Origin of the sequence: Allomuricauda sp. F6463D (assembly GCF_023015965.1) — a bacterium.
GTDB lineage: Bacteria > Bacteroidota > Bacteroidia > Flavobacteriales > Flavobacteriaceae > Flagellimonas.
On sequence record NZ_JALKAN010000002.1, the window covers coordinates 1,182,539 to 1,189,530 of the forward strand.

At 38.0% G+C, this 6,992-nt stretch carries 3 protein-coding genes; all 3 read left to right on the forward strand.

Features of this window, described 5'->3' with window-relative positions:
• The first annotated feature begins 212 nt into the window (after window positions 1–212).
• The 3 genes from MWU56_RS13675 (at window position 213) to MWU56_RS13685 (ending at window position 6,803) form a co-directional block, all read left to right on the forward strand.
• Window positions 213–3,278 carry a SusC/RagA family TonB-linked outer membrane protein gene (locus MWU56_RS13675; protein WP_247045210.1) on the forward strand — a complete coding sequence of 1,022 codons (3,066 nt, stop codon included), beginning with the start codon at window positions 213–215 and terminating at the stop codon, window positions 3,276–3,278.
• Window positions 3,265–4,632 carry a RagB/SusD family nutrient uptake outer membrane protein gene (locus MWU56_RS13680; protein ID WP_247045212.1) on the forward strand — a complete coding sequence of 456 codons (1,368 nt, stop codon included), beginning with the start codon at window positions 3,265–3,267 and terminating at the stop codon, window positions 4,630–4,632. The genes MWU56_RS13675 and MWU56_RS13680 overlap by 14 nt, the downstream gene beginning before the upstream one ends.
• Before the next feature lie 119 nt (window positions 4,633–4,751).
• A complete protein-coding gene (locus MWU56_RS13685; RefSeq protein ID WP_247045214.1) occupies window positions 4,752–6,803 on the forward strand; it encodes a putative porin in 2,052 nt (683 codons plus the stop codon).
• Window positions 6,804–6,992: the final 189 nt, after the last annotated feature.

Here is a 6,992-nt window from a genome sequence, read left to right on the forward strand (position 1 = left end):
TGCTTGTGTGGAATAATGGAATCATCAGTAAACAGGTAAATAAATTCTTACATACTCAAAAAAAGAAATGTCGACATGAAAATAATGTGTTAAAATTATAAAAAAACATAGTTATTTTATATCTAAACAGCCGTTTGCAAGGTTGTTAATTTTTTTGAATAGTAACTATTTATATTGAATTTTGTTACGGACTAATTCAAAAAATGAAATAAATGAAAGCTAAGTTAGCATGGATGCTAGCACCTTTTTTGGTGCTATGTATGTCTTTCTCTTATGGACAAGAGAAAACAGTTTCAGGTAATGTAACAGACGAAACGGGTCTGCCCTTACCTGGTGTATCTATTGTGGTTGTGGGAACAACCAATGGAACACAAACCGATTTTGATGGAAATTATGCCATTTCAGTTGATGAGGGGCAGGCCTTACGCTTTAGTTATATTGGTCAGAAGACTGTAGAAAGAGCTGTAGGAGCCTCCTCAACAATTAACGTACAAATGGAAACTGATGCCCAAGCATTGGAAGAAGTGGTTGTGACTGGTTACGGTACTACTTCTAAGAAGAAGGTTACAACCTCCATTGCCCAAGTAAGTTCAGAAGATGTGCAAAAGGTCTCTACGGCTAACATTTCTGGTGCCCTTCAAGGTAATGCTACTGGAATTCAAGTGAGTCAAGCTTCTGGTGCGCCAGGTGGAGAGATTAGACTTAGGGTTAGGGGTGCTACTTCCATTAATGGATCTAACAGTCCTCTTTATATAGTGGATGGGGTTCAAATAGAAACTGGGACGACAGTCTCTGATACATTCGGTGGTCAACGAAACAGTGCTCTTTCGAGTATTAACCCAAACGACATTGAATCCATTGAGATTTTAAAGGATGCTGCATCTGCAGCAATCTATGGATCTAGAGGTTCTAATGGTGTTGTAATTATTACTACTAAAAAAGGTAAGGCTGGAAAGCCGACAATTTCTGTTGGTTCATATGTAGGATTTCAGAATCCTGTAGAAAAATATGAGATTAGTAACTATGGAGAATGGTTAAGATATGGCGATGACTATTATGCTAATTCAGGAAGGTATGATAACGGGACTTGGTCAGGAAATGTTGGTATGACTCAAAGTGAGTTGGACGATTTCTATGCTTCCGTTGCTGACCAGGGAGATGATTATATGGATGCCATCTACAAAGACAATGCTGTTGTTCGTGGATTGGATGTTAGTATTTCCGGTGGCTCTGATAAGACTAAGTATTTTATTGCTGGTAACTCTTTTAATCAAGAAGGGGTGTTATTAGGGCAGTCATACTTAAGGGAGAGCTTTAGAATGAACTTGAGTCAAGATTTTACTGATAAATTTAGGTTTATCGGTGGTGTTTCCGTTACCAACGAGCAACAGACCTTGGTAAATGGAGATAATAATATATACGGTGTATTGTCAACAGGGATACTTGAATCTCCAGGTAATAACATTTATAATGAAGATGGAACTTTTGATAGTTCGTCTTGGTTGTTCTCCAACCCTGTGCAAAACGCCTTGGAAAACGAAGCTAATGGTGAAACATTCCGAGTTTTGGTAAATGCTGAATTCCAATATGATTTGTTCGATTGGATGACTTTTACTTCTAAATGGGGTATGGATAATTTAGATTTTTATCAAAAAACATATTTGCCATCTACTTCAACAAGAGGAGCTGGTTCCAATGGATATGCGGAAGACAGACAGCGTGTTATCAGAAGGTTGATGACAACCCAAGGGCTTCTGATGGATAAAAATTTCTCAGATTTTAATATTGGTGGATTCCTTGGTTTTGAGTACAATGGACGTCATTCAAGATTGACCATTGCTGAAAGAACAGGGTTTGCCTCTCCATTATTAAAAAACGTTACATCCGGAGCAACCGTTACAAACGCTGAAGGTGAATTTGTAGAAGATAATTTGGTTTCTTACATAGCAAGAGCATCTTTCGGGTACAAGAACAGATACCTTTTAGAAGCCTCAATGAGGGCAGATGGATCTTCTAAATTTGGTCCTAACAATAAATATGGTTATTTCCCTTCTGTATCTGCAGGATACATTGTTTCTGAAGAAGATTGGTTCAAAAATGATGTGCTTACTTTTATGAAGCTTAGAGGTTCTTATGGTGTTACCGGAAACGATACTGGTATTGGTTCATACGACGCATTGCCAGGTGTAGGCGCAGTAAGTTATGCTGGAACAGTAGGAACAGCTATTACTACGATAGGTAACCCAGATGTAAAATGGGAAGAAACAACTCAGGTTAATATTGGTGCTTCATTAGGTTTTTGGAATGATAGATTAACCTTGGAGTATGATTATTTTGACAAAGAAACCAACGACTTATTGTTGGCTGTGCCTTTACCGGGGAACACTGGTTTTGGTGTAGCTGTAGATGGAAGTACAGCGGGTATCTACAGTAATGTAGGTTCCATGACCAACAAAGGGCATGAAATTGGCTTGAATGCTGATATTTTTGCTGGAGACAATTTTACATGGTCTTCATCTATAGGGGTAAGTACTTTGGATAATGAGGTTACTTCGTTAGACGGGAATGCGCCATTTATAACAGGGTTTGTAAGTCGTATTGAAGAAGGTGCTCCACTTGGCGCATTCTATACATTGCAGGCTGATGGACTTTACCAAGAAGGTGATGTTATACCTGCTGCCTTAGCTGCAGACGGTGTAGGTGCTGGTGATGTTAAATATGTCGATCAAAATGATGATGGAATAATTAATGATGAAGATTATATCATTGGTGGTACTCCATGGGCGGATTTTACTGCGCATTGGAAAAATACGTTGACCTTTAAAGGTTTTGATCTGGACTTCCTTTGGGCCATGTCAGAAGGCAATGAAGTATTCAACAATACATTGCAATTTGCTGGGTCTGCCGCTAACCCTAACTACGGTAAGGTTAAGAGTCAATTAGATTATTGGTCTCCTAATAATACAGGTTCGAATTTACCAAGGCCTAATATCGATACTGCTAGTTACAATAACCAAGATTCTTCTCGATTTGTTGAGGATGGTTCTTGGATCAAGTTGAGAAACGTAACATTGGGTTACACACTTCCAAGTGGAATTATGGGTCTAGATAATGTAAGGTTCTATGTTTCAGGTGACAACTTGTTGTTGTTCACAGATTATTCTGGAATTGATCCAGAGGTGAATTTCAGTGGTGCTTCCGCTGTAACATCCGGTACTGATTTCTTGACACAAGGAGCTAACAAAGTGTGGAAATTTGGTGTAAATGTCACATTCTAAAAAAAAAATGATGAAAAAAATATTATATAGTTTAACATTGTCTTTGCTTGTATTTAGCACAGGTTGTGAAGACACATTATTGGATTTGGACAACCCATCACAATTGGGTACTGATCAGTTTATTATCGATGATCAAAGTGCAGAACAAGCTGTAATAGGTATTTACAGTGCGTTTCAAGTAACTGATGTCGGTGGAGCGGTTCCTATTCAACTTTCTGGTTTATATGCTGACGAACTCTCTCACACTGGATCTTTTCCAACGTATACCGAGTTTTTTGTAAACAACGTTACTGCGACAGGGAATACCAATAATTCTAACGTTTGGGAAAGTTTTTATGGAGGTATTTTTAGAGCAAACTCTGTAATTTATGCTCTAGAGAATCTTACTGAAGGCGAGGTTTCAAGTAGTGTAAGTGCTGCTTCTATAGCTGAAGCAAAAGCATTGAGAGCATATTTTTACTTTTATCTTGCACGCGCATACGGTGGAGTGCCAATTCCTGAAGGTTTGGTTACTCAAGAGGGTTCTGCAGCAGGTAACGTAGCTAGATCTACAGAAAGTGAGGTTTATGCATATATCCAGGCTGACATTGATGCGGCTTTAGGTAACCTTAATGATAATGGAGTGTATAGATTTTCTAATGATGCATTAAGAGTATTAAAAGCTAAAGTCCATATGGAACTTGGTGAATATCCGGATGCTCAAGATGCACTAGAGCCTTTAATTGGCAGCTATACATTGCTTGGTAATTATGAAGATTTGTTTGTTCCTGGTGACAATAGCGAAGCTATATTCAGATTGAACTATTCTACTGATGACAGTAATGCATTGGCCTTTTATTTCTTCCCATCGGCAGATGGTGGTAGAAGGGAGACTGCGCCGACCATGTCGTTAGCATCTAGTTTCGATGTTGATGACACACGAATATCAATGATAGACAACCCTACGGATGCTTCATCAATTATTTTAACCAAATATAATGATGTTGCTACTGGTACAGATCAACCTTACATTTTCCGATATGCGGATGTATTGTTAATGTACGCAGAGCTATTGGCTCGTGACAACGATGCCACTGCATCGGATTATATCAATGAAGTAAGGTCTAGGGCAAATCTTGGTGGTGTTGCTCTTACATCCACTAATGTTGTTGATGTAATTGCACAAGAGAGACTTTGGGAGCTTTATGGTGAAGGACAAAGATGGTTTGATGTAAAGAGACTTGGACTTGCTCAAGAAGTAATAGAGGCAAAAGGTCTTACTTACAATGCAAACAGATTGGTTTGGCCATTGCCACAAGATGAAATCAATGCAAATGAATCTATTACCCAAGCGGATCAGAATCCTGGATACTAGATTTATCTGATAATTTTATTTTAAGTGACCCCCGCCAATCGGCGGGGGTTTTTTTATGGGTAAAGTTTCACATTTCTTTAGAAACAAAACTTATACCTTTGTTCAATCAATATCGCGGAATGAGATTTTTAGTGTTGCCCCTGCTTTTATTTACTGTCCAATCAGTCTTGGCACAACAAGATTCGATTCCTTCCCAAAAAGAGATGGATTCTCTACAATTTCAAGGAGAAGATTCCCTTTTGTTACGATCGAGGGATACCATATCAATGGATTCCACAAAACGACTACGGAAAGGCGATAAGCCAAAAGGTGTAAAGTCTAAGGAAAAGGACTCTATTGGAATCGGAGACTATAAAATCGTTTCATATCAAAGGGATACTACGTTGTTCGACACCACCCTGACTATTAGAAAAGAATATAAATACAACTACCTGCGTAAAGATGATTTTGAACTGATGCCCTTTGCCAATATGGGGCAACCCTATAACAAACTGGGGAGAAGTTTTACAAAAACAACATATTACCCAAATATCGGTGCAGCTGCAAAGCATCAAGGGTATTTTGAAAAAGAAGATGTCGACTATTACAGTGTGCCCACTCCAATGACGGAGCTCATGTTCAAGACAACCATGGAGCAAGGTCAATATTTGGATGCATTGCTGACTTTCAACATATCAAGGCGATTTAATGCTTCAATTGCATACAATGGATTTAGGTCATTGGGTAAGTATAGGTACGAAGAAGCTCAGGATGGAAAATTCAGGGCAACTTTTAATTATATCACTGAAAATGGTCAATATGGAATTCGAGGGCATATTGCGGCTCAGGAAATGAAAAGTGAAGAAAGTGGCGGCTTACTGGATAAAATTCAATTTGAAGACGATTTACCAGATTTTCAAGATAGGGCAAAAATAGATTTGTTATACACGAATGCCAATACAAGAATATTGGGGAAGCGTTATTTTTTGGATCAACAATATAAATTGATAAATCAAAAAAAAGACTCAACAGACAATGATCCCACAACTTTGTCCATAGGACACGAGTTCAGTTACGAATCTCGAATTTACGATTTTGAACAGACCTCTCAGAACGATGCATTTGGTGAGGACCCATTTGTAACCCCAATTGAAGATCGGGCGCGACTCAAGACTATGTTTAACAAAGGTAAGGTAGAGTTTGTCAATAAAACATTGGGTAGACTATCTGGAAATATAAGCCTCTATAACTATAATTACTTTTTCAATAGCATTTTAATTACAGATACCGAAACTATAGATAACCAATTGAAAGGAGAGGAGATTTCAATAGGAGGAACCTATTCCAATACCATAGGAGCTTTCCATCTCGAAGGAAATGTCGACTATACCGTTTCGGGAGAGCTTACAGGTAACAACTTTGATGCGGTAGCCAAGTATAGGCTCAATAAAAATAACTTGGTTACAGGCGCTCTACATATATCTTCTCGAATGCCCGACTTTAATTATCTGCTCTATCAGAGTGATTATAGAAATTTTAACTGGCAAAACAACGATGCATTTGAAAAGATTCAGACCCAAGGTATAAGTTTTGGACTTGATTCGGATTTATTTGGATTCTTGGAAGCCGAATACAGTATTGTGGATAACTATACCTATTTTGCATCTACAGCAGCTAATGATGAGGAAATTGAATCAAGTCAAGAGACAGCTTTTGTAAACCCGTTCCAAGAATCGGGAACCATAAACCATCTGAAAGTCAAATATCAAAAAGAATTTAAGTATCGGAAATGGTCTTTGATGAATACGGTGATGTACCAAGAGGTGGCTCAGGACAATCAAGTGCTCAACCTTCCACAAGTAGTAACTCGGAATACCTTGTACTTTTCGAGTGATATTTTTAAAAAGGCTATGTTTATACAAACAGGAGTTACCTTCAAATACTTTACCTCATATAATATGGATGCCTATAATCCCTTGTTGGGAGAATTCTATATACAGAACAAAGAAGAGTTGGGAGGGTATCCATTATTGGATGTTTTTATAAATGCTAAAGTGAAACAAACTCGAATTTATTTAAAAGCAGAACACCTGAACTCCATGTTTTCGGAACCTAATTATTACTCCGCACCCAATTATCCATATCGTGATTTTGTAATCCGTTTTGGATTGGTCTGGAATTTCTTTTCTTAAAATTCACCAATGGTGAAAAGAAAGTAAACCTGATAAACAAGCACTTATAAATTATTTGCATTTTTTTAAAAAAAATATTGAAAAACATTTTGTGGGAAGAAAATAAGGTGCGTATATTTGCACCCGCTTAGCTGATAAGGCAGGGCGTAAACGAGGGAGGATCGGGATTGATATCTTGGTTTTTCGGAG